Here is a 25,793-nt window from a genome sequence, read left to right on the forward strand (position 1 = left end):
TTTTAAATAGATTCATGCCTAAAATTGAACGTATTTTTATGAATATTCAACAACTTCACGCCTATTGTATGTCTAAGAAAGGCGTTACTGAAGATTTTCCGTTTGATGCCGATACCCTTGTGTTTAAAGTATTAGGAAAAATGTATGCTTTAATAGGGTTGAAAAAATGGGAGGCAGGCCAAAAAGCCATTAACCTTAAATGCGACGCGGAGTATGCTGAAGAATTACGTGCAGAATACCCCACTATTCAGCCGGGCTATCACATGAGTAAAAAACATTGGAACACCATCGATTTAACCACGGATGAAATCTCTCCAAAATTCCTTTCCCAATTAATTGACCATTCCTACGATATGGTGGTTAAAGGAATGCCTAAAACGATGCGGGAATCTCTTCAATAAAAATGGTATGTTTGCAATGCAGAAATATTGCCTGCAATCAACAGCCCGCCCATACCCAAGAGGTGCGTTTGGGCAAGTGAAAAACCCGCCTGCATCGAAAAGATGCATTCGGGCAAGTCGTAAATTAAAAATCGTAATTCCCAATGAGCGTTCTTCAAATGCTTCAAGACAGAAGCAACAACACCTGCGAACTATGTGGTTCAAAAGAAAATTTGTCACAATATACTATTCCGCCATCGTTAAATGAAAATGTGGCCAATGATGTATTGGTATGTAAAACCTGTTTAGATCAAATTGAGGGTACTGTTGAAATGGACACTAACCATTGGCGCTGTTTAAACGACAGTATGTGGAATGAAAATGTGGCTGTTCAAATTATGGCCTGGCGCATATTACAAAGACTTCGTGCCGAAGGTTGGCCTAAAGATTTGGTAGAGATGATGTATCTTGATGAGGAAGCCTTAGCGTTGGCAAGGGCCACAGGCGAACATGAAGATGAGGCTAATAAAATCATCCATCGAGATGTAAACGGTGTGATTCTAGAACACGGCGACTCCGTTGTGCTGATCAAAGATTTGAAAGTAAAAGGCTCCAGTATGGTGGCAAAACAAGGTACTGCGGTGCGCAATATTCGTCTGGATCATGAAAATGCTGAATATATTGAAGGCAGAGTGGATGGTCAGAATATTGTTATTATTACAAAATATGTAAAGAAATCATAACACTTAAATCTGATACAGAAATGGAGCTTACATTAATTTTTAAGCTTCTTTTTTTTTAATAAATATGTAATAATCAAATAATTACACGTGTTTTTTTTGTACATTTAATCCTCTCCACAACATGCCTATGCCTTTGTACTAAAGGCTCTTTACGATTGTCCTAGATCTTGGTTTTAAAAATTTGTAATCAATTTATATTAACCAAAATTCAAATATTATGAAAACAATCAAAGGATTATTCGTGGTATTAGCAGGAATGCTTTTACTAAACAGCACTTCAACTATTGCTCAAGAACAAACAAGGCCTGAATTTGTAACCATAACCACTATGCATTGGAATATGGACAATAAGGACTTTAAAATGGAAGAATGGAAAGCTGTAGAAAAGGAATATCTGGACAAGGTAACTATGAACAATGAACATGTTGCAAATGCGTCCTTCTATTTACATCGAATGACACCAGACAATACTGAAATATTGTATGCACAATCTTATCCTTCTTGGGAAGCTATGGGTAAGGCAGCTGACAGAAACACCGAACTTGAAAAGTCTGCTTGGCCAGATGAAAAAGCTCGTACTGCTTTTATGAAAAAACGAGACGCCTATTATTCGCCAAAGCACTCCGATGAGATTTATGCGACCATGCCACACGCAAAACGTATGACTACGGCGCCAACTAAAGATATGATATGCTATGTTCGAAAAGGCCATTTTGCATATGGGGAAGGCAACAATGAGGAATTTGAAGCCACTTCAAAAGAATATTTTGATAACGTAACCAGTAAAAATGAGTATATCAAAGCCTATTACCCAATGGCACATGCCTGGGGTTCTGACCGGACCGAATCAGTTGAGGCTTTCTTTTTAGATTCTATGGCTGATTTAGATAAAATGTTCGATAGGGATACCGAATTATTTGAGTCTCATTGGAAAGACGAAGCAGCTCGCAAAGGTATGGAAGAAAAAAGCGCAAAATATTTTGATGGCAGGCATGGTGATTATGTTTATACCTATGTTGCAGGCTTAGCCAAATGAAAGGAAAACATATAAATAGTAGGGCTTACTTTAGATAGTAAGCCTTTTTTTGTTTTTAAATTCTTTGGGACTTAAATGTTTAAGGTTTTAAATTACCTGTTAAAGTTTGATATACTATTATAACCTGAAGCTTTCGCGATTTCGGAAATTGTAAAAAAAAGGTTTTGATTTTATTTTGATAAGAAGTCACTTTAAATCCGTGTTTTGATCGGCTAAAGAAATGGTGTAATTCTTGGAGCTCTTCAAGCTCAAAAAAACTATTTTTCCAAAAGATTTTTGATGAAAAAAAGAGTGAGCATCCTGGTTTTAGATTGGGAGAAATCATTTTAAAGACATGTGGAATATGGCTTCCTATAGTAGTTTATCCTAGCACCTACAATCACTGTGCCTTCACCTTCCACCATATAACTTAATTATATTTCCATATGCTGGTGTAGCTTATTATAAAAAATGAGATCATCGTCAACCTGAAATATAAAGGCATCCTAGCGGGGTTTTGGTATTTAAAAAGGTAAAACATTTATGTGGCTAGAATCAACATATACTATTCAAAATTATACAACTTTATTTCATAATGGATACTATACTATCAAATTTGGATAAATGTACATTAATATTGCATGATATAGAGGCTTAAATTTACAGAATCAAAACGTAATATTATGAGCATACAATGGAAAGGCATCATGCCAGCGGTGACCACAAAGTTCACCGATAACGATGAACTCGATTTAAAAAACTTCGAAATCAATATCAAGGCACAATTGGATGCAGGGGTTCATGGTATTGTATTGGGTGGTACTTTAGGAGAGGCAAGCACCTTGTCAGATCAAGAAAAACGGACCTTAACCACCACAACGGTAGACATCGTTAAGGGCAAAGTCCCTGTATTAATCAATATTGGAGAACAAACTACAAAAAATGCAATTTTAGCCGCGCAAAAGGCTGAAGAAGACGGTGCAAAAGGGCTGATGGTATTGCCACCAATGCGTTATAAGTCTGGAGATCGTGAAACTGTAGCATATTTCAAGGCCATAGCAAACAGTACGTCGTTGCCTATAATGATTTATAATAATCCCGTCGATTATAAAATTGAAGTGACTTTAGATATGTTTGAAGAACTGTTAAAGTGTGATAACATTGAAGCTGTCAAGGAATCTACACGTGATATTACGAATGTCACACGAATCAAAAACCGCTTTGGCGACCGACTCAAAATAATGACAGGTGTTGATACCATTGCGCTTGAAAGTTTGATTATGGGAGCTGATGGTTGGGTAGCAGGCTTGGTTTGCGCTTTCCCGGCAGAAACCGTCGCCATTTACGAGCTCCAAAAAGCAGGTAGAATTAAAGAAGCCATCGAAATTTTCCGTTGGTTCATGCCTTTATTGGAGTTGGATATTATCCCTACATTAGTACAAAACATAAAATTAGCGGAGGTTTACACTAAACTAGGTACTGAAAATGTTCGTGCGCCACGTTTAACATTACGAGGTGATGAACGCAGACACGTGATAAAAACCATTGAAAACGCCTTAAAAAACAGACCAAAACTTCCTGATTATAAAAATTTGTAAAGACAGCAAAAAACAAGTCAACCAGCAAGTAGATGTATAGATAATTAATCAGGAGGAAAGTCGTCCAAAAAAGCTTCTGGAATTACTAAAATACTAATTGGACGTTAACACAAGTCTACACTAAAACAAGAATCCGGTTGAATAGATTAGTGAAATAGGATCAAAAAAGAAAAGTATGATTACAGGAAAAAACCATATAGGAAATCAATACTCAGCAAAAGGCACTCAAACTTACAAAACCTTCAATCCGCAGTTAAATATTGAAAACGAATCCGTTTTTACAGAGGCTACCCAAGAGGAAATTGACGCAGCTGTTACCTTAGCTTCAGAAGCATTTGAAGTGTACAGAGCCATCTCTGGAGCAAAAAAAGCTGAGTTTCTGAACAGCATTGCTGATGAAATTTTAGCATTGGGCGACACTCTGATTCAAATGTATTGTTCAGAATCTGGACTGCCAGAAGGAAGAGCGATAGGCGAGCGTGGTAGAACCATTGGGCAGTTAAAATCATTTGCAAACGTATTGACCGAAGGTTCCTGGGTAGAAGCTACCATTGATACCGCGCAGCCAGACCGCGAGCCTATGCCAAAATCTGACCTTAGGAAAATGCTTATTCCTATCGGACCCGTGGTGGTCTTTGGCGCAAGTAACTTTCCGCTGGCATTTTCAACGGCAGGTGGAGATACGGCCTCGGCATTGGCGTCCGGCTGTCCTGTCATCGTGAAATCGCATCCCATGCATTCGGGCACAGGGGAGTTGGTCGCTTCGGCCATTTTAAAAGCAGCTGTAAAAACAGGCATGCCAAATGGTGTGTTTTCTAATCTTAATAGTAGTGGTATTGACGTTGGGCAAGAGTTGGTAAAGCATCCAAAAGTAAAAGCCGTCGGATTTACAGGAAGTTATAAAGGCGGGAAAGCATTATTTGATTTGGCGGCACAACGCGACGAACCTATTACGGTATTTGCTGAAATGGGCAGTGTGAATCCCGTGGTTCTGCTTCCTAAAGCTGTAGAATCTAAAGGCGAATCCCTAGCTAAAACCTATGCCGGTTCTATAACTCTTGGGACGGGTCAATTTTGCACCAATCCAGGGTTGCTATTGGGAATAAAAAGTGATGCCTTATCAAATTTTATCCAACAGCTCTCTGATGAAATTCTAAAAATTGAACCTTCATGTATGTTGCATCCAAACATTCATGATACCTATAACAAGAATAAAAACACTGCAATTTCGCAAAACGGAATTAACATATCTGCCGATTATCCATCGGATACCAAGCCAAATTATGCCAAACAGACCGTAACAACGGTAGATGGCGATACTTTTTTGAAGAATGTCGCATTACACCAAGAAGTATTCGGCCCTTATGCTATTGTAGTGCAATGCGAAAATGATCGCCAATTAGAGGAAGTCATCTTAAAATTGGAAGGGCAACTCACCGGCACCATTATGGCAGATGCTACTGAAATTTCAAAATATTCCAAGATTGTGTCAGCCTTGCAAAATAGAGTAGGGCGGATTATTTTTAACGGCGTACCAACTGGAGTTGAGGTCTGTCCGTCCATGATGCATGGCGGTCCATTTCCCGCATCTACGGATAGTAGGTTTACCGCTATTGGTGCACACGCTATAAAACGTTGGGTACGTCCTTTCAGTTATCAAGATTGGCCAAAACAATTGCTGCCAGATGCTCTAAAAGATGACAATCCGTTGGGAATAATTCGTAATATTGACGGTATTCAAACTCAAAAACACCTATGAAATTCTTTAAATCCTTTATTATCTTGATGCTGTCGCTTTTTATGATGCCTTCAGCCCATTCCCAAAATGCGTCTAGCAAATTGGATAGCTTGATTAAAACGTATGAACACCATGAGGGTTACAATAAGAAGCAGTTTCCTTTGGGGTTGTACACTGAAGACTATTTTAAGGCCGAAGCAGATGTTGCCAAAAAAGCCTTAACAGAATTATCTCAAGTTGACATCACACAATTACCGGAAACCCAACGTATTTCTGCGGAGCTCTTGGCGTTTGTATTACAAGATCAAATTGATTATTACAAGTTTGAACACTATTTAAATCCGTTACTTTCTGATTCTGGATTTCACAGTAGTTTAAACTACGGGGTGCGTCCGTTATCAAATTACGGTCAAGTTAAATCCTATCTCAACAGTTTGAATGCCATTCCAGAATTTGTAAATCAAAATCTTAAAAACATACGCTTAGGATTGCAAAAGGGAGTTTCACAACCTTTAGTCATATTTAAAGGATACGAATCGACCTATGATGAACATATTGTAGAAGATTATAAGGAGAGTTTTTTCTACTCGCCATTCAAAAATTTACCGAATGATTTAAGCCAAACCCAAAAGGATTCTGTATTAAAAGTGGCGAAACTTGCCATAGAGACGAAAGTTACGCCGCAATTTAAACGCATCAAAACATTTTTTGAAACTGAATATTTTCCAAAAACAAGAACAACTTTAGGGGTGTCTGAAACTCCAAACGGTAAAGAATTCTATCAAAATCGAATTAACTATTATACCACAAGTACGCAATACACAGCGGACGCCATTCATCAAATTGGCTTAAAAGAAGTGGTACGTATCAAGTCAGAAATGGAACAAATCATTAAGGAGCTGAATTTTAAAGGAAGCTTCGCCGATTTTTTCCATTTCTTAAGAACGGACAAACAGTTTTATGCTGAAACTCCAGAACAATTGTTGATGATTGCTCGCGATATGTCAAAACGTGCCGACGCTCAGTTGCCTCGGTTTTTTAAAACTCTGCCGCGTAAACCCTATGGTGTAGCGCCAGTGCCAGATGCCATTGCTCCAAAATATACTGGAGGTCGTTATATTGGAACTTCAAAAGAAAGTACAGAACCGGGATATTATTGGGTAAATACCTATGACTTACCTAGTAGAACGCTGTACACCTTACCATCGTTAACAGTTCATGAGGCGGTTCCTGGACATCATTTACAAATGAGTTTGAACAATGAGTTGGGTGATAGCATTCCGCAGTTTAGAAAAAATTTATACCTGTCCGCTTATGGTGAAGGTTGGGGTTTGTATTCTGAGTTTTTAGCCGATGAAATGGGGATGTACACCACACCTTATGAGCAATTTGGAAAATTAACTTACGAAATGTGGCGTGCTTGCAGATTGGTAGTTGACACAGGAATTCATGCCAAAGGCTGGACCCGCGAGCAAGTTGTAGACTATATGTCTGCCAACACCGCCTTGTCATTACACGAAATCAATACAGAAACGGATCGTTATATTTCTTGGCCAGGACAAGCGTTGTCTTATAAAATAGGAGAATTAAAAATACGAGAACTACGTAAAAGGGCAGAAAAGGCATTGGGCTCCAAGTTCGATATTAGGGCTTTTCATGAAATCATTCTAGAACAAGGCACGGTCACTTTGTCGATTATGGAAGAACGCGTTGATAATTACATCCAGAAACAAAAAAAATAAACTTGATCATTTCTTTCTTTAGTTGTCGACAGGCAGGCTTGAAGAAGGCTAGAAAGTGTTCCAAATGGCGAATAAAATTATACCATATCGAGCAGATTTAAGAGAGCGTTCAAAATATTTACGCAACAATGCGACGCACTCCGAGGTTTTACTTTGGAAGAAAATTAAGAATAAGGCTTACGGTGTTCAGTTTCACAGACAAGTGCCAATGTTAGATTATAGTGTTGATTTTTATTGTCATGAAATTGGATTAGCTATAGAAATAGATGGTGGAAGCCATGATCATAAGTTTTTATATGACGCAAAAAGACAAGGTCGATTGGAAAAAGAAGGGGTGAGGTTCGTAAGGTTTTCAGATAAAGACATAAAACAAGATATGATGAATGTGTTGCTTGTAATGGAAAATGAAATTAAAGAATCAATGGCATGAGTAACACCCTCCTAAATCCTCCCTCGAGGGAGGACTTTTGAGTTCGTTATAGGACAGAGTTCCGTTGAAATTTCCTCATTGAAGAGTGTCAGATAGTTATCAAGCATTTAATATATGGTTAAATTTAATAAAAAGTCACAATCAATTCCCTCCTTGAGGAGGGTTAGGGAGGTGTAAGAAACATTTTATGAAACACAAATTCATCTGCATCGACGCGCACACCTGCGGCAACCCAGTAAGAGTGGTTAAAGAAGGTGGTCCAGTACTCATAGGCAATAGCATGAGTGAAAAGCGTCAACACTTTTTAAAAGAATATGATTGGATTAGAAAAGGTTTAATGTTTGAACCACGTGGTCATGACATGATGAGTGGCTCGATATTGTTTCCGCCGCACCTTCCAGAAAATGATTTTGCCATTTTGTTCATTGAAACCTCAGGTTGCTTGCCTATGTGCGGTCATGGTACTATTGGAACTGTAACTATTGCTATAGAAGAGGGGTTGGTACAACCAAAAACCCCAGGTAAAATAAGGATGGAAGCCCCGGCTGGCTTGGTAGAAATTGAATACCAGCAAACAGGAGCTAAAGTGGATTGGGTTAAATTAACCAATATAAAAAGTTATTTGGCTGCTGAGAATCTCACGGTGGATTGTCCAGAATTAGGGCTCCTTACCTTTGATGTGGCCTACGGTGGAAACTATTACGCCATAATTGACGCGCAACAAAATTTTTCAGGTGTTCAGGATTTTTCTGCTTCAAAACTTATTCAATTGTCACAAGTGGTAAGGCAGCGTATCAATGAAAAATATCCCAACCAATTTATACATCCAGAGAATGACACCATACGGGATGTCACCCATATACTTTGGACAGGAACCCCAATAGATGCGTCATCTTCGGGTAGAAATGCAGTGTTTTATGGTGATAAAGCCATAGACAGAAGCCCCTGTGGTACGGGTACCTCTGCACGTCTGGCACAATTATATGCAAAAGGGAAGCTAAAAATTGGGGAAGATTACGTCCATGAAAGCTTTATCGGCAGTAAATTTATAGGTCGTGTTGAAAAGAAAACCACTTTAGGTACTAACTTAGCTGTGATTCCGAGCATTAAAGGTTGGGCTAAAATTTATGGACAGAACACAATAACAATTGATTCTGAAGACGATCCGTATGCTTTCGGATTTCAGGTGATATAAAATTAGGAGAATGAAAAAGTTGTATTATATAGTTATCGTGTTGTTTTTAACAACACAAATTCAGGCGCAAAAACTGACTCAAGACGATTATAAAAGAGCCGTCAGTTTTATGCCCGATAATTTAAACAACAAAACAGTTTTTAATTTACATACAGACGTGCATTGGTTTAAAGATAACTCTGGGATTTGGTTTGTTGATTATAGTAAAGCTGGCAAGTCGTATAAAACTGTATCTTTTAAAAATAATAAGGTGAACCCTTTATTTGACCACGACAAAGTCGCACAAGCATTATCCAAAATTGCAGAAAAGGAATTGGAGGCCAATCAATTGGCGCTCTCAACTATTGAAAGAACAAAAGCAGATCAGCTCACCTTCAATTTTGAATCTAAGACGTATACACTTGATCTTAAAACATATCAAATACAGGTTGAAAATGCAGAAAAAAAGGAAGATAAGGATCCGTTTGAAACCCAATCTCCAGACGGAAAGTGGATTGCCTTCACTAAAGATTATAATTTATATATAAAATCCACTACCACTGACCAAGAAGTTCAATTGAGTCAGGATGGCAAAAGAGATTATGAATACGCAACCTTCTATGGCTGGTATGATATTATGGAAGGGGAAAATGCTGAGCGTCCAAAACACTTTAAAGTGGACTGGTCTAAAGATTCCAAATGGATTGCAGCTGATGTTGTAGACTTTAGAACTGCTGAAAAAATGTATTTATTAGACCATAGTATTGACTCCCTTTACAAATCAAAATTACTCTCCTATTATAGAGGCTCTCCCGGAGATACCACTATGGTGCATGTAAAGCCTGTGTTTTTTAATGTGGAAAGCAAAAAAGAAATAAAAACAAAGTTACCAACAGGCACGCATATAAACTCGGTGGCTGTTGAGTGGATGGAAAAGTCAGGGCAACTTTTGGTAGGATATTCTGAAAGAGGGTATCAAAAGGAATTTTTAAAACTTGTGGATCTTAATAATAATACTGAAGAAACACTTATCGAAGAAACAAGTGCTACTAATATTGATAATTTCTGGTTCAGGTCGTTTGATAAAAAGCAAAAAGTAATCTTTTTGTCAGAACGTAGTGGCTGGCGACAACTCTATATGGTGGATCTAAAAACGAAAGCCATAACACCCTTGACTAAAGGGAATTATTATATCAATTCAGTGGTGCATACCGATGAAGATAAGGAGGAAATCTATTTTTTGGCCTCAGGAAAAGAAGCCAACATGAACCCATACCATGAACAACTGTATAAAGTCGATTTCAAGGGACATATAGCGTTGCTGACACCAGAAAATGCACACCATTCGATATCATTCTCAGAAGATGGACAACATTTTGTAGATAATTACTCTACAGTTAATAGAACTACAAAAACAGTGTTAAGAGAGGCTAAAACGGGAAAAATCGCGGCAGAATTAACTTCTGCAGAAGTGTCTGATGTTGTGTCTAAAGGATGGCAGGCTCCAGAGCCATTTCAACTTATTGGGAAAGACGGAAAAACAACTATTTACGGTGCTATTTGGAAACCAACCAATTTTGATTCTACAAAATCATATCCAATTATAGACCATAGTTATACGGGGCCACATACTCAGGTGTTTCCAAAGTCTTTCGATAGGGCTTTTACCAATCAATCCTTGGCAGAATTGGGCTTTATAGTGATGATGGTGGATGGATTGGGAACTTCAGAACGTTCTAAGGAATTCCATAACCATTCCTATAAAAATATGGGTAATAATCTTGAAGATCACGTGTTGGCAATTACTTATTTAGGGGAACAATATCCATGGATTGATACCAATCATGTGGGGATTTTTGGACATTCGGCAGGTGGCTATGATACCGGGAGAGCCCTGCTCGCGTTCCCTGAGGTGTATAAAGTTGGTGTAGCCAGTTCTGCAGACCACGATTTTAGAATGGAAAAAGCCTGGTGGCCCGAAATGTATCAGGGTTGGCCGGTAGACTCCACCTATCATGAGGTGTCCAACATCACCAATGCAAAAAACTTAAGAGGAAAATTATTATTGGTTCACGGTGGTATTGATGAGAACGTCAATCCTTCAGCAACTTTTAAATTGGCCGAAGCTTTAGTAAAAGCTGATAAAGATTTCGATTTATTGATTTTTCCAAGTCAAAGACATGGCTATCAGGGGAAAGTCAGAAATTATTTCACCAAAAAACGGTGGAATTATTTTGTGGAACATTTAAAGGGAGACGAACCAATTTGGGATTTTAAATGGGAATAAAATGAGTAAACAAGTTATAGTTATTGGCGGCGGAATCATTGGTTTATGTTCTGCATATTACCTTCAAAAAGAAGGACATCAAGTCACGATTATTGATCAATCTAATATGGATGCCGGTGCATCTTATGTTAATGCTGGTTATTTGTCACCAAGTCACATCATTCCTTTATCTGCGCCCGGAGTCATGTTAAAAGGCTTTAAATGGATGTTTAATTCTGCAAGCCCATTATATATCAAACCAAGACTTGATCCTGATTTTTTAAAGTGGACTTATGCGTTTAATAAATCCTGCAATCCCAATCATGTCAAAAAAGCGATTCCAGTTATAAAGGATTTGGCAGTGTTGAGTCAGGAATTATATGCAGATATTAGAGAATATGAGCATTTCACCTCTCAATATAGAAAAGACGGAATTTTGATGCTGTGTCAAACTGAAAAAGCCTTAGAAGAAGAACTGAAAACGGCATATTTGGCCACTGAAGAAGGATTGGAAGTCAATGAAGTGACGCTTGCCGACTTAAGAAAATTGGAGCCAAATGTAAAATTAAACGTTATTGGAGGTACCCATTTTAAATGCGATGCCCATACCACACCCAATGAGTTTATGGCTGAGATGAAAACCTATTTAAAAGCCAAAGGGGTTGTGTTTTATGCCAATGAAAAAGTGGATGATTTGGAAATTAAGAATCAAAAAATCGTCGCGCTTATCACCAAATCCCATAGATTTCATGCGGACGAATTTGTTCTGGCAGCGGGTTCTTGGAGCGCCTCTTTAAGTAAGAAGTTAGGTATCCATTTATTACTGCAAGCAGGAAAGGGCTATAGAATCAATACCTCGCGCCCTACAGGAATCAAATTGCCTGCCATTTTAACGGAATCTAAAGTTGCGGTCACGCCTATGAACGGATTTACACGTTTTGGAGGCACTATGGAAATTGCGGGAATTAATGATAAGATCAATAAAAATAGGGTAACTGCCATTGCTAGAGCAGCTACCAAATACTATCCAGAGATTACCTTAACCGAGAGCGAAAAGGACAACGCCGCGTCGGGACTTCGGCCCGTATCTCCAGATGGGTTACCGTATATTGGAAAGTCTACAAAATGCTCTAATTTAATTGTTGCGGCAGGTCATGCCATGATGGGCTGGAGTATGGCAACCGGAACTGGCAAGTTAGTATCAGAATTAGTTTCAGGTAAAAAAGTGAGTCTGGATGTGACCATGTTCCATCCAGATCGAAAATTTTAAGTAAGTAAAAACGTTCATCTAGTGAGTTATATCGAAGAAATTGGAATTTCACGTTCAATAATCCTTTCAGAATGTTATTGGTCGAAAATATAATTGTTTTCTCATAATTTAGCCGATATTTGAAGTGTTCCTGTTTGATTAATAGTGCTTTACAAACTCTAACACTAAATTTACGCTATTATGGATTTAAAAATTACACACCAAAACAACTTATTCAAAGTACAAGGCATCCTACACAAAGGCAATGTGCATGTGTTTAAAAAAGAATTTTCAAACATTTTTGATAAGCAACAGGCGTTGATTCTGAATATTGAAGGACTCTCCAGTATTGATCGTTACGGCGTTAATGCGCTGGCCCAATTGCATAACGAATCCCTCAAAAAAAAGAAGGAACTTTCTATTGTTGGCATGGGCTGCGACGATTTATACGAGCATTTTAAATCTGAAGAGGCTGCGGCTTAATTAACACGACATATCTGCAACAATTTTCCATTGACCGTCAATGTATTTGAAAATGATTGTAAATATACCGTTAGCATTGCCTATGGTGCGCTCTAAATGGAATTCGCCAAAGACAATATAGGCGCTATTCTCAATTTTTGAAATGTCGTTTATCACAAATTTGAGGGTGCCACTCTCAGCTTTGCTAGGGTAACCTTTCTTATAATTGGCCAAGGTCTTATCCCAACCGAGGGTAAGACCTTTACTGCCGTAGAATTTCAGCGAATCGTTTTTCCAATAGCCTTGCATAAAGCCTTCCAAGTCATGATTGTTCCAGGCAATTTCCTGATTGGCAAGCACCTCTTTTATGGCGTTTTTAGCCTTTATTTCTGATGGTGCATGCTGATCTGCAATATGGGGTTTACAAGACAATGTTAGTAGTACTAAGCAGACATAGATAAGCTTCATTATAACAATTTTAGTAGTACTTAAATATACAGACTAATTTTTAAAGCGCATTTTTTTGATGGTTAAAAAACGCGTCGGCTTGCAGTTGCATGAGTTCTCTGGCTTTTTTGCGTTTGTATTGGTAGAGTTCATCTTCTTCAGCTATGTCATTATAAACTTTGTTGTTAATGGCCATGTCCGTTTGCAAAAGGGTCTTACGCTCGTTAACTTTTTGCTCCACCCAAGTTTTTATGGCGGTTTCAACATCTTCCAATTTATAGTCATATTCCGCTTTAGGTGATAATAATTTAGCAAAAATAGGCGAGGTTTCAATGGCTAAAAACAAGAGAAAAATAAAAAGCGACGGCAGCAAAGACAGCGTATTTAGAGCATTGACCCGTGCCATTAATCCATCAAAACCATCAATGAAGGGTTGTGTGCTGGCAACTTTTGTGGAATACTCAGTCTGCAATTGTACCAGCTGACTTTCAATATCGGCAATTTTTTCCGTGTTAGTGTGTTTGAGTTGTTGTAATTCGGCCAAAGCGGTATCGTGTTTATCGCGTTTTTCTTTGTAAACAGGGCCTTTGCCTAAGCGTTGTGTGCCAGCAGTGCCTTCTGCTTCAGTAATATATGTGTTATATAAGGCGTTGACTTCCGCTTCTTTTATCTCAATTTGCGATTGTAATGCTGCAGTGTCATTTTGTAAAGCTGTTTGCGCTGGGGTGAATTGCTGAGCAATCTGATCTTTGTTGGCAAGCGTCAAGTCGTTCTTCTGTTCTAACAATACTTGATTAATCTCCTTTTCAAAGATTTTAAGTTCTAAAGGTTTAGAAATGACAACCGCAATAATAACCGCTAAAATGAGTCGGGGTGCGGCCTGAATCAATTCGTCACTAAAACGTCCTCTTTTTTTGATGGTGGAGACAATAAAACGATCGAGATTAAAGATGAGCAAACCCCAAATAAAACCAAAACCGATGGAAATATAAGCATTATCAAATACGGTATAGAGGGCGTAACTGGCCGCAATGGTGGCCATAAGTGCCGTAAAGAAAACGGTAGCGCCAATACCTGCATATTTGTTCTGTTCGCCGTTGGAACACTGGTCCAGAATATCAGTATCTGAGCCGGAGCACAGGATGAAGAATTTTTTTAACATGATGTGATTTGATTTTTGATTGACCCTTCGGCTACGCTCAGGACAGGTTGACTATTAGAACGTTAGAGTTGGGGTTTTGTTACAAATTATTATCAAAAAATGCACCTCAATGTTTTTTAATTCATTGAGGTGCATTTTAAATAGTTGATTAGGCTATTAAATAGACTCTAATTTACTCAAGACACGTTTAAATTTTAGTATATTTTCATCTAAATCTGAACTTTTACAAGACATTGTGTATCTGAATTTATTTATTATCGATTCATTTAATGAAACTGGTTTATTGTAATTAAATTCAACAGAGATCATAGTGTCAGGTTGGTTTTCTGAAAAAATCTTCCTCAATCCATCAAAGTCAAAAGATTTTAACTCCTCTAATGTATCGGCATCGACTACTAAGTTGGTTACTGCGGAATGTATTGCAAAATTCTTACCCGAGGTCACCTCGTTGGAATTGCTATTTTTTGTTTTAATAGGATCTTTCGTGATATTCACTTTTGCTTGGTTGGCATCTGTATAAGTTGTTGAGATATTGAGCGACTGGTCTTTTCTTAAAATCGCAAGGGCCTCGTCAGACGAAATGGGGTTGCCTTCATAGAAAAATTGGGCGTTTTTCTTAACCATAGTGCTGGCATATGCTAACGGCGAAACTGGAGGTGGTGGCGGTGGCGGGAGAAGATCATCGGTATCTTGAATAACTAACACTTCTACTTCCTTACCCTCTTTAGTTTTATGCTTGTAGGTATAGTTTTGTTCCGCTTTATAATCTTTGATTGCTTTTTCATAAGCTTTCAATTGTTCAGCTGTCGCATTTGGCGGTGGCGGAGCAGGTAAAGGCATCCGTTTTATTGTAGAACCTGCCGCAACCGGCGGTGGAGGTGGTGGGAAATTAGGCATGGGTTCGGCGTTTGCCTTTTGCTCAGCACTCATTTTATCATAGAGCACCCTAAGACGTTTAACGTCTTTAAGTCTTATGACCGTTTTGTTGGGAGGTTGGGAATTGATTTGTTTGGCCAGTTTATTATATTCTGCTACTTCTTCAGGCGTTGCTTTTTGTTGTGTGTTTGCAGCTTGAAGGTGTCCGAATTGCGGAAATGGTTCTGATAATTGCCGTTGTTTTTTTGACATAGAATGGTAAATATGCATCAAACGGTTTATATCTTTCATATTAGCAGTTGCATTTCCTTCTGCTTGCGAATTAATGTTTTTTGCAATTGCATTATATTCTTTGATCAACTCTGTTTTAACTGGTTTGGAGTCTCCGTTTTGGAGTTCTTGTAATTCAATCGCAGATTGCCATGGTGAAGAAAGACCATTAAGCGGAGAAAGTACCATAGTTTGATTTTCATAAATAGTGTTGGCTTCTGCTATTGTTTTCCCGATATACTGATTTTTCGATTGATGCATACCGAACCCGGAATGTATTGAATCGTTGATGAGTCTTGACCTATGAGAATAAATATCAGATTCAATTAATATAGATGTAATTCTTTCTATGAAGCTCTCACTGCCACTATTCTCATAATTAATGGTTGCTTCTAAAAATAAATTCTTCTGTTCTTTTGTTAACTGAGGATTAAGCTTATTGATCTCTGTTTTAAGATCATTAAGTTGAACCGGAACTCCATTAAGTTTAAGAGCATTGCTTTCATCAATAAAGATTATGATGTCACGGATTGTATCCGTACTTAAGGTTTGGTTTGATAAAGGTTTTACAACCTCCATTTTCTCACTGAATCCATAAAGTGTCAGTGCTAATAATGGCAGAAGCAAGCTGCTTCTTAGCCAAATTTTCCGCTTTGAGGTGTGTGTGTTCATAACTGTAAATCGTTTTTTGATTAATGAATAATTGATTGAATTTGTGAACCGTGGTTCTGTGGCATTTGATGAGAATGCTAATAAGGTTTTTTTGTACTGTGCGCTATTGATTCCTTTTTGCAAAACAGCTTGATCTGCTAAAAATTCATGATTGAGTTTAATATCTTTCTTTATATAATAGAGTAGAGGATTAAACCAAAACACTATTTGTAGGATCTCCAGGATAATTATATCTATGGCATGTTTTTGTTTGGCGTGGGTCTGTTCGTGCAATAATACTTCGTCTGGTATGAGGTGATGCTCATACTCTGTTCTGTTTAAAAATATGTAGCTTAAGAAAGTATGAGGAACTACCAAGTCTTGCAATAATACATTGGTATATTCAAGATAGCGATGCTTCGGATTTGCCTTAATTTTGTGTAAAATAGTTCTGAGATTAACGAAAAATCTAAAACTGAATAGTACGACGCCAATTAAGTAAATACTCCATAAAATCAGAGGAAGATAGTTAGTTTGTTCTATCTGAGGAGCGGATTGAATATAATACACTGCGCCTTCATTAATATTCGGTGTTGAGATGACCTCTATGTATTCCGTAAAGGTTACCAATGGAATTGTAAAGGCAAGCACTAATGCACCTAATAAATAGTAACGTTTAAACACATGCATGTTTTCTCTTTCTAAAAAGAACTTGTAGAAGGCCATAAAAATGGCTAAACATGCGGCGGATTTTAGGAGATAGAATAACATATTATCTTTTTTTAATTTCGCTATCAATGAGTTGTTTTAAATCTTCCAACTCTTCTTTTGTAAGATTGGTTTCCTTGGTGAAAAACGAGGCAAATTGTGTGGCGCTGTCGTTAAAAAAACTCTTGATCAGGCCGTTTACATGTTTGCTGAAATAGTCTTTCTTCTTTACCAACGGAAAATATTCTCTTGACTTTCCGTAAAGGGTATAGCCCACAAACTGTTTGTCGTGCATCCGTTTTAATAATGTAGCCACTGTGGTTGGTGCTGGCTTCGGATCAGGATACGCTTCTAAAAGGTCTTTCATAAAGGCTTTTTCCAATTTCCAGAGGTGATTCATCAAGTCTTCTTCTGTTTTTGTGAGTTGCATTGTTCTACAAGTTTAGATTGTGTTCTACAAATGTAGAGTAGAATTTTAATTCACCAAATAAATTGTTACTTTTTTTTAATCAAAAAGTCTATATTTGAGTTGTTTAACCGTCTATAGGAGTTGACTCCATTCTTAAATTAAAATGAAAAACTTAATCTTAATTAGTGCATTTGTTTGTTATAGCCTTTGTATGAATGCGCAAACTGCAACCTATCCTGAGGGGATTTATATGGATTTTAAAGAGGTGATTGATAAAGCACCATCTAAACATCTGAATGTAGAATTGGAACATCGAAGTACTGGAAAAATAAAAATGAATGGCGGCAATGATTATCAACTCAACGCCATCGATAAGGATGTTAAAAGAGCGTTCTTTTTAAAAGATGTGTATGCGTATTCTGAAGGCACTGATCTTTACATTAATTGTTTCAAATATGAACTGCAATATTGGTACGCTAAAGTGGAAGGTGAAAATAGCGACTACTTCTTTTTTAAAGCAGGCATTCCGATGAATCCAAAAAAACATGGATTTGAATCTTCTGATCTTTCAAACATGTTTGGCGGAGTCTTCGCCGCGTTTGGTGCAGCTAAAAGAGCGCTCATCCGTTTGCCTTACCTGTTGGATAAGGACACGCAAGAAGCAGTATTGATTTCTGAAAAGAATATTAGAGATTATATTGGGAGCTCCACCGCTTTAGTGGATGACTATGAACAAGAGCAGGAAAAGAATAATGTGGAAGTTATCACAACATACCTCCTGAAGTGGATTGGTAAACACTAGTGTTATTGAATGCCTGAAACAGAAAAATTACACCTTCATGACTAGAGGGAAACTGTAGTGGTGTAGGTGCGGCCTATTTTAAACCGTCTCCTCTATATATTGCAATAGAGGAAACGGTTTCTTTTATTTAGAAAGCTCTGTAAAATATTTGTAGAACAACGGAATGGTTGAAATTCCTTTTAAATAATTCCAAATCCCGAAATGCTCATTAGGCGAGTGGATGGCATCACTATCCAAGCCGAAGCCCATTAAAATGGTTTTACTTTTCAATTCCTGTTCAAAAAGCGCTACAATGGGAATACTGCCACCGCTGCGTTGTGGAATTGGGGTTTTGCCAAACGTTGCTTCATAAGCTTTGGAAGCGGCTTGATAGCCAGTACTGTCAATTGGAGTCACGTAGCCTTGCCCGCCGTGATGTGGTTTGACCAATACCTTCACCCCTTCTGGTGCGATACTTTCAAAATGGTGTTTGAACAATGATGTGATTTCTTCCCAATCTTGGTTAGGTACCAATCGCATAGAGATTTTTGCAAAAGCTTTGCTGGCAATAACTGTTTTAGCACCTTCACCTGTATAGCCTCCCCAGATGCCGTTCACATCTAAGGTTGGTCTGATCGAGTTGCGTTCATTGGTGGTGTATCCTTTTTCGCCATAAACGGCGTCAATATCGAGCGATTTTTTATAGTTTTCTAATGAAAAGGGGGCTTTAGCCATTTGTGCGCGTTCGTCATCAGATAGTTCTTCAACCTTATCGTAAAATCCTGGAATTGTAATGTGGTTATTCTCGTCATGCAATGATGCAATCATTTTAGTCAACACATTAATAGGGTTGGCAACTGCGCCACCGTATAAACCTGAATGTAAATCTCTTTTAGGCCCTGTAACTTCAACCTCTACATAACTTAAACCTCTCAAGCCTGTTGTAATAGAAGGTGTGTCCTTAGAAATCATTCCGGTGTCAGAAATAAGAATGACATCATTTTTAAGTTTCTCCTGATTTTGCTTCACAAATTTGGCAAGATTAACGCTGCCAACTTCCTCTTCGCCTTCAATCATAAACTTGACATTACAAGGCAGTTGATCAGTAGAGGTCATAAACTCCATGGCTTTAACATGCATGTACATCTGGCCTTTATCATCACAAGCCCCACGTGCAAAAATAGCACCTTCTGGGTGTATGTCTGTTTTTTTAATGACAGGTTCAAACGGTGGCGATGTCCATAAACTGATAGGATCCGCAGGTTGCACATCATAATGGCCATAAACCAGAACCGTAGGTAAGTTTTTGTCAATTATTTTTTCGCCATAAACAATCGGGTAGCCTTCGGTTTCACAAATTTCAACATGATCGCAGCCGGCTTTCTCTAAACTTTTTTTAATGACACTAGCCGTTTTTAGGACATCTTTTTTGAAAGCAGAATCGGCGCTAACGGATGGGATTTTGAGAAGTTCAATCAGTTCAGTGATAAAACGATCTTTATTTTTTTCTACGTAGCTATCTATGTTTTGCATGTTTTAATATTTGGTTAATGGCATTGAATTACCTGATGTTTTTCAAGTTATTCAAAAGTACAAAATTTGAAGTGAATTTTCTTAGTCAAGTTATTTGTATATTCAAAGGAATGTTTATATTTGCATCCCAATTCTGAGAGTATTTCGGAATATAAGTTGCAGGTGTGGTGGAATTGGTAGACACGCTAGACTTAGGACTTAACCAAATAAAAGTCCAATTATTATTGAAAAAGCGGGCGTGGTGGAATTGGTAGACACGCCAGACTTAGGATCTGGTGCCGCGAGGTGTGGGAGTTCGAGTCTCCCCGCCCGTACGAAAGCTGAAGAGAAATCTTCGGCTTTTTTTGTTTAAAATTTGCTCGAAAAAAATGTCAGGTACAACATAGGTACAACATTTTGGTTTTTTTAATGGAACATTCGTATTGATATCAAATGTCTATACTTGGTTTTAATCCTTATGAATTTACTATCAGAATAATAAATTTTGGGTAAACCACAGCCTTAGTACTTCGTAAGAGGGAGTTTATTATCATACAATATAACCGCAATTTAAAGTCGTAAAATACTTCCATCAAAAGACTACGGCATAAAGCCATCGCTTCTTCCTACGCTTATTTATTCCGTTTCCTTTTGAGCCAAGATTTTATCTTCCGTTTGGTTCCTGCTTAAATATTGTTTAATCTAAAATTTAAGTATTATGACAACAAAAGCAGTTAAAACCAGAAAGAACGGTAAAGTAAATGCTACCGTCAAAAAGAATATGAGAGAGAAATTGACCCAAAATGTAATTGGGCTTCAAATTCAAAATCTGAACATCGAGAAGGTCATTCCCGACCCGATGCAACCGAGAAAGACTTTCAACGAATTGCTTCTTAAGGAGCTTTCAGAAAGTGTCAAAAAACACGGAGTACTTCAACCCATCACGGTACGAAAATCCAGAAATGAACATATCATCGTAATGGGAGAACGTCGCTATCGTGCCAGTAAATTGGCAGGTAAAAAGACCATACCGTGTATCGTGAGAGAATATGAAAACAATGACATTTTGGAAATTCAGATAATCGAGAATCTACAGAGACAAGATGTTGAACCCACAGAGGAAGCAGATGCTATCGCATATTTAAGTGAAAAACACTCTGCCACGGAAATTGCAAAGCGATTGGGCAGGGGCGATAATTTTATAAGACAACGCTTGAAATTAGCTGGACTTATAGAAGGTTTCAAGAATTTTGTTCGTAATGGAGAAATGACAATTTCGCTTGGCATAGGTGTGGCACTTTTCGAACCAGAAGAACAGCAGATGATGGCTGCTAATAATACATTTTCAGCATAATTTTTTGATTAGATTTAATAACGCAGGTTTGTATCGAAATCAGCAAATGAAAAACTCTTCTTCTTAAAGTCTTCGGCTTACCGGGCTTTAATGGACGCTCATGAGAATTGCTTATAGATTTGAGCGAAGACTGGTACAAAAACCTAACACAAATATTCTGTCTCAGAACGCAATCCCGTTTAGTATAATTTTTAAGAAAAAATACAAGTTGACGCAAAAAGTTAGTACAATACCTCCTAAATAATCATAATAAAACATACAATCATTTACTTTTTAAAAAAGGTTCAGTGCGCAACTTATAAATAAAAAAGCGCACCAAATCCCGCACCTTTTATTTGTTATTTTATAGTTTTAACTAATATTTAAGAAAATGCAAAAAGCCGATAAACATAGTGTTTATCGGCTTTTGATGAGATTTGGTAATCTCTCAGCGGAGAAAGATGGACTTTTAAAAAAAGCCTATGACTTTGATCCCATTCCTGAAGGATTGGACGACCAATACCACAAAAATATTCTTGGGGTAGGATGTCAAATGTGGAGCGAATGGACGCCGACCAATGCCGATGTAGAACGTCAGACGTTTCCAAGAATAGCCGCGTTTGCTGAAGTGGGCTGGACAACACTTGAAAACAAGGATTATGATCACTTTAAGCGCGCTCTTAAAAAGATGGAGAAGCGTTGGGATGACATCGGCATCAATTATTTTAAGGACAGTGACCAACTTGAAATCGATCTCAAAGCAAAGGAATCCGAAGCCGCAAATAACAAATAACTCCAAACGTGGTCACTTTTACCATTTACAAATGGTATCAAAACCAAGCAATCCTTAGGATTCGCTTGGTTTTTAGGTTTTTATGGATTTCTTTAATTTGATATGATTTGATTTAAAATGGTAGCTAAAAAGAGACCTTTTATTTAAAAGAGACCTGAGGTCTCTTTTAAATAAAATTCCCTAAATTGAATTGATGTAGTTGATTTGACTTTCGTCTTAAAAGATTGTTTCATTTAAAGACGACAACTATGCGTACTTCAAAAACATTTTCCATCCGCTTTTGGGTAAATCCCAAGAAAGCACAAAACAACAGTGCCTTACTTTATGCCAGGGTAACTGTCAATCAGCAAAGAATTGAAACCAGCTTGAAAAGAAAGGTATCCCTCGATTTATGGGATGGTAAGAACAAAAAGGTTTTAGGTAATTCTTCCGAAGCAAAACAGATCAATCAATATTTGGAAGAATCACGAGTATTACTCTTTCAAATATTTCAGGATTTAAAATTTCAGGGGGAACTTATTACAGCTAAAAGAATCAAGACTATTTTTCTTGGCGAGGATGAAAGTTCCAAAACGTTATTGGAGCTTATTGATTATCATTCAAATAAAATAGAGAACACACATGCTGCTGGTTCGATCAGAAATTATGGGGTCACTGAAGACTACATTAAGAAGTTTCTTTTAAAGGATAGAAAAATTAAGGATATTGTATTAAAACAATTGGATTATAAATTTATTTGTGATTTTGAGCGGTTTCTTAATGCATACTATCCAAAGGGTCATGATAGGGAGATGGGACATAATACCGTCATGAAACACATTCAGAGGCTTCGTAAAATGGTTACGCTTTCCTATCATTTGGAATGGTTGGACAAAGATCCATTCATGCGTTGGAAAATGAGCTATGAAAAGAAGGAACGTGATTTTTTGACTGCTAATGAACTTTCTAATCTCGAAACCTATGACTTTCCAATTGGGCGACTTGAAAGGGTGCGTGATATTTTTCTTTTCAGTTGCTATACCGGTATCAGTTATGCTGATATTAAAATCCTTAAACCAAAACATGTTTTAGAAGGTATGGATGGTAATAATTGGATTGTTACGCATCGTCAAAAACTAAAACAAAAGTAAAAATACCCTTATTAGATAAGGCGAAATTACTCTTGGGAAAATATGACAATCATCCTATGGCTGTCATCTCAGAAACCTTATTTCCCGTGGTTAGCAATGTGAAAATCAATCTGTATCTCAAAGAAATTGCCTCTGTGGTTGGAATTAGAAAGAGCCTCACCTTTCACATGGCTCGCCACACCTTTGCCACAACTGTTACATTAAACAATGGCGTGCCTATAGAGACGGTTTCTAAATTATTGGGTCACAAGAAAATATCAACAACTCAGATTTATGCACGTGTATTAGAGGATAAATTAAGTAAGGATATGATTGATTTACAGAAGATATTGAATGGTAAGGATGAACTGAAGTTAATCAACAAATAGGTGGTCTGAGAGGTGGTCAGATTAGCAAGAATCTAGAAGATTTATCGGATTTAACGCTAAGACAGAAAGACATTTTGAAAATTATTATTGATAACAATAGGGAAACACGGGATGCTATCAACAAGAGATCACCATTCCATTTTCTCCACAAAGTTTAAAATTTAGCTCGAGACAGACTGCATAACCGGTCGTGCCTCCTTTTTATAAGTCCTTCCTCAATCTAAATTTTAGATGTAGTATCCGAAAGGTAACAGCGATAGGATACACAATGGGAAGTAAATAGATAAGCATTTGATGATGTAACCTTGTGTTCTTATTGTTGGGATTATAGTAGTGGTCTATAGTGAAAACCCAATCCAGCATCAAAAGAAAAGGAAAACGCTCAGGATATAATAAGTAAATGATTTCAAAAAGCACGACTAAAAATAGTCTGAATGTTTCCGACCATTCATACTGGAGGATAGATTATATTCCTAAATACGTAACAGAAAAATGTACCAGTTTTAAAACGATAATAGAGGAAGGGGTATTACGAAATCTATATTCCTATCCTTGTCAATTCAGTATTGGTTGGGAATGCTGATTTTTCATGTATTAATGGATGTGTAAGAACGTTTCAATCCTAGTTTCTAAATGGTATGGTTGGGAATAAAGAGGAACTTATTTAAATTCTGTTTTTCGAGATTATATTAGGGCTTTAAGAGTCCTTGAAATGTAGTGACACCGAATTAGCATTTTTAACAATAATTTAACATTTTGTGTATTATAGATTGGATTTTAACTACTTTGAGAATAACTATTAGGCTAATTAGTAATTAAACAATGATTGGTCTTAATTTTTCATTTTTCTTTTAAATATTCAATTCAAATTAAATGGTCAGATTTCAAATATAATTTGGAATGTTAATTCGAGATATTAAGATTAGAAGGAGCTTTCTTAGAATCTTAAGGAATTTTCTTTTTCTGATGCCTCTTTTATAATATTCCACATGAGATAAGATAGATGAAGTATAACAATAAAAAAGTCTACAGTTAATTTTACTGTAGACTTTTTTGAATAACCTTCACTCAAATTGAAGATAACCTATATTTTATATAGCTGTAGATACACGTTTTTTAACTAAATAATCATCTAGTGCCAGATGAGAGCAGTCATGCCCAATACCGCTGTTTTTAATCCCACCGTGAGGTAAGTAGATGGCGTATTTAACGCCATTGATTTGAATTTCACCAAACTCTAGTTCGTCAGTAAAACGTTCAATTCTTTTATGGTTATTGGTAAAAATATATGAAGCCAGGCCATATTCAGTATCATTTGCTAGTTCTAGTACTTCATCATCTGTTTCAAAACTCATAACTCCAGCTACAGGTCCAAAAGTTTCTTTTTTGAACAAAGTCATTTCATGAGTAGCTCCTGAAATAATTGTTGGTTCTATCCAATTTCCTTTTTCTGGCAGATGTTTAGGTATTTTATTGCCATATTCTACTTTCCCACCTTTGCTTTCAGCATCTTCAATGATATCGAACATACGATCACGATCTTTCCTACTAGCAACTGGTCCCATAAAAACATCTGGATTTTCTTTTGTACCAAATCCAACTTTTAGTTCTGAAACTTTTTTTACATAAGCTTTTAAAAATTTATCATGAATGCTTTTATGAACGTAAATTCGATTGGCGGCAACACATATTTGGCCGGTATTTCCGAACTTTAAGCCTACGGCTAAATTTAAGGCCGTTTCAAAATCCGCATCTTCAAATACTATAAAAGGCGCGTTTCCGCCTAATTCCATTCCTAGTTTCTTAATGGATGTTGTGCTTTCCGCAATGACTCTTTTTCCTGTTTCTGTGGAGCCAATCATTGTTAAAACTGCAGGAATAGTGCTAGTTGTTAAAACCGTTGCAACTTCGCTGACAGGGCCGGAAAGAATATTGACTACTCCAGCAGGAAAATTAATATTATGAAGAATTTCACCAATCATATACGCTGATAACGGGGAAATCGCTGAAGGTTTAATAATTATTGAACATCCTGATGCCAGTGCTGGGCCTAATTTAAAGCCAACATTTAGTAACGGGAAGTTCCATGCTAAATATGCCACGGCAACTCCGGCAGGCTTAGAGATCATTTTGTGGGTATGCGTATTCTCATAATCAGGAATTTGCTCTTCCCTTAAATTTTTCATCGCATTAGGGTACCATTCTAATCCATTAATTATGGCCTCAATGTCTTCATAAGCACCGGCATAGGTTTTACCCATTTCGTGGACCATTGCTGTTCTTAATTCATGTTCATTTTCTTTAATGGCATCACTTAGTTTTTGCATCCATTCCGTTCTTTCTACTAATGAAAGATGGGACCAATATTTAAAGCCTTTTTGTGCCGCAACTAATGCAGCTTCAGTGTCGGTTTTACTAGCTACTGCCACTTGAGCAACAATTTCGCCATTGGCAGGACAAATTACATCTGCTTTATTATTGTTTACACCATCAATCAGTTGTCCATTTATGTATAATTTCTTGTAACCAAAATTTTGGGTTTTCATACGTTTTGTT

Annotated in this window: 22 protein-coding genes and 1 tRNA gene; 17 read left to right on the forward strand and 6 right to left on the reverse strand. The window is 37.3% G+C overall.

Features of this window, described 5'->3' with window-relative positions; all coding sequences use genetic code 11:
• The first annotated feature begins 38 nt into the window (after nt 1–38).
• From JEM65_RS12770 to JEM65_RS12820, 11 genes are all read left to right on the forward strand, one after another.
• Nucleotides 39–401 (forward strand): MmcQ/YjbR family DNA-binding protein, encoded by a 363-nt coding sequence (locus tag JEM65_RS12770; RefSeq protein ID WP_199600388.1) that lies wholly within the window; start codon nt 39–41, stop codon nt 399–401.
• 143 nt (nt 402–544) lie between these two features.
• Nucleotides 545–1,123 (forward strand): PhnA domain-containing protein, encoded by a 579-nt coding sequence (locus JEM65_RS12775; protein WP_199600112.1) that lies wholly within the window; start codon nt 545–547, stop codon nt 1,121–1,123.
• A 217-nt stretch (nt 1,124–1,340) separates the two neighbouring features.
• A complete protein-coding gene (locus JEM65_RS12780; RefSeq protein ID WP_199600114.1) occupies nt 1,341–2,159 on the forward strand; it encodes a hypothetical protein in 819 nt (272 codons plus the stop codon).
• A 662-nt stretch (nt 2,160–2,821) separates the two neighbouring features.
• Complete coding sequence (locus JEM65_RS12785; protein ID WP_199600116.1) at nt 2,822–3,736, forward strand: dihydrodipicolinate synthase family protein; 915 nt, start codon at nt 2,822–2,824, stop codon at nt 3,734–3,736.
• Nucleotides 3,737–3,911: 175 nt separating this feature from the next.
• Nucleotides 3,912–5,495, forward strand: coding sequence for an aldehyde dehydrogenase (NADP(+)) (locus tag JEM65_RS12790; protein ID WP_199600118.1), 1,584 nt, complete (start codon nt 3,912–3,914; stop codon nt 5,493–5,495).
• Nucleotides 5,492–7,216 carry a DUF885 domain-containing protein gene (locus tag JEM65_RS12795; protein WP_199600120.1) on the forward strand — a complete coding sequence of 575 codons (1,725 nt, stop codon included), beginning with the start codon at nt 5,492–5,494 and terminating at the stop codon, nt 7,214–7,216. Before JEM65_RS12790 ends, JEM65_RS12795 begins: the two co-directional genes overlap by 4 nt.
• A gap of 64 nt (nt 7,217–7,280) precedes the next feature.
• Nucleotides 7,281–7,646: an endonuclease domain-containing protein gene (locus JEM65_RS12800; protein ID WP_199600122.1), complete on the forward strand. Its 366-nt coding sequence runs from the start codon at nt 7,281–7,283 to the stop codon at nt 7,644–7,646.
• 187 nt (nt 7,647–7,833) lie between these two features.
• Entirely contained in the window at nt 7,834–8,841 is a 1,008-nt protein-coding gene (locus JEM65_RS12805) for a 4-hydroxyproline epimerase (RefSeq protein ID WP_199600124.1), read from the forward strand.
• 10 nt (nt 8,842–8,851) lie between these two features.
• Entirely contained in the window at nt 8,852–11,107 is a 2,256-nt protein-coding gene (locus JEM65_RS12810; RefSeq protein ID WP_199600126.1) for a S9 family peptidase, read from the forward strand.
• 1 nt (nt 11,108) lies between these two features.
• Nucleotides 11,109–12,356, forward strand: coding sequence for an NAD(P)/FAD-dependent oxidoreductase (locus JEM65_RS12815; protein WP_199600128.1), 1,248 nt, complete (start codon nt 11,109–11,111; stop codon nt 12,354–12,356).
• Nucleotides 12,357–12,536: 180 nt separating this feature from the next.
• Nucleotides 12,537–12,818, forward strand: coding sequence for an STAS domain-containing protein (locus JEM65_RS12820; RefSeq protein WP_199600130.1), 282 nt, complete (start codon nt 12,537–12,539; stop codon nt 12,816–12,818).
• On the opposite strand, the gene JEM65_RS12825 is transcribed toward JEM65_RS12820, so the two are convergent.
• From JEM65_RS12825 to JEM65_RS12840, 4 genes are all read right to left on the reverse strand, one after another.
• Nucleotides 12,819–13,265 carry a YybH family protein gene (locus JEM65_RS12825; RefSeq protein ID WP_199600132.1) on the reverse strand — a complete coding sequence of 149 codons (447 nt, stop codon included), beginning with the start codon at nt 13,263–13,265 and terminating at the stop codon, nt 12,819–12,821. It abuts the gene before it with no gap.
• A 40-nt stretch (nt 13,266–13,305) separates the two neighbouring features.
• On the reverse strand, nt 13,306–14,406 hold the full coding sequence (locus JEM65_RS12830; protein WP_199600134.1) for a DUF4407 domain-containing protein: 1,101 nt from the start codon (nt 14,404–14,406) through the stop codon (nt 13,306–13,308).
• A 156-nt stretch (nt 14,407–14,562) separates the two neighbouring features.
• Nucleotides 14,563–16,773, reverse strand: a complete 2,211-nt coding sequence (locus JEM65_RS12835; RefSeq protein WP_199600136.1) for a M56 family metallopeptidase — start codon at nt 16,771–16,773, stop codon at nt 14,563–14,565.
• A 202-nt stretch (nt 16,774–16,975) separates the two neighbouring features.
• Nucleotides 16,976–17,341 carry a BlaI/MecI/CopY family transcriptional regulator gene (locus JEM65_RS12840; protein WP_199600138.1) on the reverse strand — a complete coding sequence of 122 codons (366 nt, stop codon included), beginning with the start codon at nt 17,339–17,341 and terminating at the stop codon, nt 16,976–16,978.
• Between the two features lie 142 nt (nt 17,342–17,483).
• Here JEM65_RS12840 and JEM65_RS12845 point away from each other — a divergent pair, with 142 nt between their 5' ends.
• Nucleotides 17,484–18,122: a DUF6563 family protein gene (locus JEM65_RS12845; protein WP_199600140.1), complete on the forward strand. Its 639-nt coding sequence runs from the start codon at nt 17,484–17,486 to the stop codon at nt 18,120–18,122.
• 123 nt (nt 18,123–18,245) lie between these two features.
• Here the strand turns inward: JEM65_RS12845 and JEM65_RS12850 are convergent, their stop codons facing one another.
• Nucleotides 18,246–19,634 (reverse strand): dipeptidase, encoded by a 1,389-nt coding sequence (locus tag JEM65_RS12850; RefSeq protein ID WP_199600142.1) that lies wholly within the window; start codon nt 19,632–19,634, stop codon nt 18,246–18,248.
• Between the two features lie 232 nt (nt 19,635–19,866).
• Between JEM65_RS12850 and JEM65_RS12855 the strand changes: the two genes are divergently transcribed.
• From JEM65_RS12855 to JEM65_RS22415, 5 genes are all read left to right on the forward strand, one after another.
• Nucleotides 19,867–19,948 (forward strand) — tRNA-Leu (locus tag JEM65_RS12855).
• A gap of 383 nt (nt 19,949–20,331) precedes the next feature.
• Complete coding sequence (locus JEM65_RS12860) at nt 20,332–20,967, forward strand: ParB/RepB/Spo0J family partition protein (protein ID WP_233530645.1); 636 nt, start codon at nt 20,332–20,334, stop codon at nt 20,965–20,967.
• A 370-nt stretch (nt 20,968–21,337) separates the two neighbouring features.
• Entirely contained in the window at nt 21,338–21,739 is a 402-nt protein-coding gene (locus JEM65_RS12865; protein WP_199600144.1) for a family 20 glycosylhydrolase, read from the forward strand.
• 248 nt (nt 21,740–21,987) lie between these two features.
• Nucleotides 21,988–22,869 (forward strand): site-specific integrase, encoded by an 882-nt coding sequence (locus JEM65_RS12870; protein ID WP_233530646.1) that lies wholly within the window; start codon nt 21,988–21,990, stop codon nt 22,867–22,869.
• A gap of 32 nt (nt 22,870–22,901) precedes the next feature.
• A complete protein-coding gene (locus tag JEM65_RS22415; RefSeq protein ID WP_233530647.1) occupies nt 22,902–23,237 on the forward strand; it encodes a tyrosine-type recombinase/integrase in 336 nt (111 codons plus the stop codon).
• Between the two features lie 1,091 nt (nt 23,238–24,328).
• Here the strand turns inward: JEM65_RS22415 and JEM65_RS12875 are convergent.
• A complete protein-coding gene (locus tag JEM65_RS12875) occupies nt 24,329–25,783 on the reverse strand; it encodes an NAD-dependent succinate-semialdehyde dehydrogenase (protein WP_199600146.1) in 1,455 nt (484 codons plus the stop codon).
• Nucleotides 25,784–25,793 lie beyond the last annotated feature (10 nt).

The organism is Gelidibacter salicanalis, assembly GCF_016469035.1.
Classification (GTDB): Bacteria; Bacteroidota; Bacteroidia; order Flavobacteriales; family Flavobacteriaceae; genus Gelidibacter; species Gelidibacter salicanalis_A.

Coding starts and splice junctions, on each gene's coding strand:
- JEM65_RS12785 (WP_199600116.1), top strand. CDS start 2,822: ATGAGCATACAATGGAAAGGCATCATGCCAGCGGTGACCACAAAGTTC.
- JEM65_RS12830 (WP_199600134.1), bottom strand. CDS start 14,406: ATGTTAAAAAAATTCTTCATCCTGTGCTCCGGCTCAGATACTGATATT.
- JEM65_RS12860 (WP_233530645.1), top strand. CDS start 20,332: ATGACAACAAAAGCAGTTAAAACCAGAAAGAACGGTAAAGTAAATGCT.
- JEM65_RS12790 (WP_199600118.1), top strand. CDS start 3,912: ATGATTACAGGAAAAAACCATATAGGAAATCAATACTCAGCAAAAGGC.
- JEM65_RS12870 (WP_233530646.1), top strand. CDS start 21,988: ATGCGTACTTCAAAAACATTTTCCATCCGCTTTTGGGTAAATCCCAAG.
- JEM65_RS12845 (WP_199600140.1), top strand. CDS start 17,484: ATGAAAAACTTAATCTTAATTAGTGCATTTGTTTGTTATAGCCTTTGT.
- JEM65_RS12850 (WP_199600142.1), bottom strand. CDS start 19,634: ATGCAAAACATAGATAGCTACGTAGAAAAAAATAAAGATCGTTTTATC.
- JEM65_RS12815 (WP_199600128.1), top strand. CDS start 11,109: ATGAGTAAACAAGTTATAGTTATTGGCGGCGGAATCATTGGTTTATGT.
- JEM65_RS12840 (WP_199600138.1), bottom strand. CDS start 17,341: ATGCAACTCACAAAAACAGAAGAAGACTTGATGAATCACCTCTGGAAA.
- JEM65_RS12780 (WP_199600114.1), top strand. CDS start 1,341: ATGAAAACAATCAAAGGATTATTCGTGGTATTAGCAGGAATGCTTTTA.
- JEM65_RS12770 (WP_199600388.1), top strand. CDS start 39: ATGAATATTCAACAACTTCACGCCTATTGTATGTCTAAGAAAGGCGTT.
- JEM65_RS12865 (WP_199600144.1), top strand. CDS start 21,338: ATGCAAAAAGCCGATAAACATAGTGTTTATCGGCTTTTGATGAGATTT.
- JEM65_RS12875 (WP_199600146.1), bottom strand. CDS start 25,783: ATGAAAACCCAAAATTTTGGTTACAAGAAATTATACATAAATGGACAA.
- JEM65_RS12825 (WP_199600132.1), bottom strand. CDS start 13,265: ATGAAGCTTATCTATGTCTGCTTAGTACTACTAACATTGTCTTGTAAA.
- JEM65_RS12810 (WP_199600126.1), top strand. CDS start 8,852: ATGAAAAAGTTGTATTATATAGTTATCGTGTTGTTTTTAACAACACAA.
- JEM65_RS12795 (WP_199600120.1), top strand. CDS start 5,492: ATGAAATTCTTTAAATCCTTTATTATCTTGATGCTGTCGCTTTTTATG.
- JEM65_RS12805 (WP_199600124.1), top strand. CDS start 7,834: ATGAAACACAAATTCATCTGCATCGACGCGCACACCTGCGGCAACCCA.
- JEM65_RS12820 (WP_199600130.1), top strand. CDS start 12,537: ATGGATTTAAAAATTACACACCAAAACAACTTATTCAAAGTACAAGGC.
- JEM65_RS12775 (WP_199600112.1), top strand. CDS start 545: ATGAGCGTTCTTCAAATGCTTCAAGACAGAAGCAACAACACCTGCGAA.
- JEM65_RS12800 (WP_199600122.1), top strand. CDS start 7,281: ATGGCGAATAAAATTATACCATATCGAGCAGATTTAAGAGAGCGTTCA.